Genomic DNA, 246 nt, shown 5'->3' on the forward strand with positions numbered 1-246 from the left:
AGGAGCGTCAGATAGGGCGCGACCAGCACCCATTCTTCATCAGACACATCAGATGGGTACGGCTTGCGGGCAGTCATGCCCCGCAACCTGATCGTTACCAGGCCAGAGGTCCATAACAACCTCTAGAGCGGTTTTCGATCAGGCTGCATCGTATCCGGCGGCGGCGAAGTAGTTGGCGCATTCGGTGGGCGTGAAGGTGTCGATGATCTGGCCGATGGTGCTCCAGAGGCCTTCTACGCTGCGCTC

Annotated in this window: 1 pseudogene; it reads right to left on the bottom strand. The window is 59.3% G+C overall.

The features are described from left to right. Nucleotides 1–138 precede the first annotated feature (138 nt). Nucleotides 139–246: pseudogene (locus CR165_RS24345) on the bottom strand (IS630 family transposase); the annotation flags it as partial.

This window comes from Teichococcus aestuarii (assembly GCF_003116135.1).
Taxonomy (GTDB): domain Bacteria; phylum Pseudomonadota; class Alphaproteobacteria; order Acetobacterales; family Acetobacteraceae; genus Pseudoroseomonas; species Pseudoroseomonas aestuarii.